This window comes from Wolbachia endosymbiont of Tuta absoluta (assembly GCF_059414725.1).
The window spans coordinates 1-350 of the sequence record NZ_JBNRJY010000762.1 but is presented as its reverse complement, the minus strand read 5'-3'; the positions used below and the strand labels follow the sequence as shown (position 1 = coordinate 350).

Genomic DNA, 350 nt, shown 5'->3' with positions numbered 1-350 from the left:
TCCGGAGCTAACGCGTTAAGTCGACCGCCTGGGGAGTACGGCCGCAAGGTTAAAACTCAAATGAATTGACGGGGGCCCGCACAAGCGGTGGAGCATGTGGTTTAATTCGATGCAACGCGAAGAACCTTACCTACTCTTGACATCCACGGAATTTGGCAGAGATGCCTTAGTGCCTTCGGGAACTCTGAGACAGGTGCTGCATGGCTGTCGTCAGCTCGTGTTGTGAAATGTTGGGTTAAGTCCCGCAACGAGCGCAACCCTTATCCTTTGTTGCCAGCGGTCCGGCCGGGAACTCAAAGGAGACTGCCAGTGATAAACTGGAGGAAGGTGGGGATGACGTCAAGTCATCA

1 rRNA gene is annotated in these 350 nt (G+C 54.0%); it reads left to right on the top strand.

From position 1 onward, the window contains the following. A 16S ribosomal RNA gene (locus tag ACJ5GX_RS07965) occupies positions 1-350 on the top strand; the annotation flags it as partial.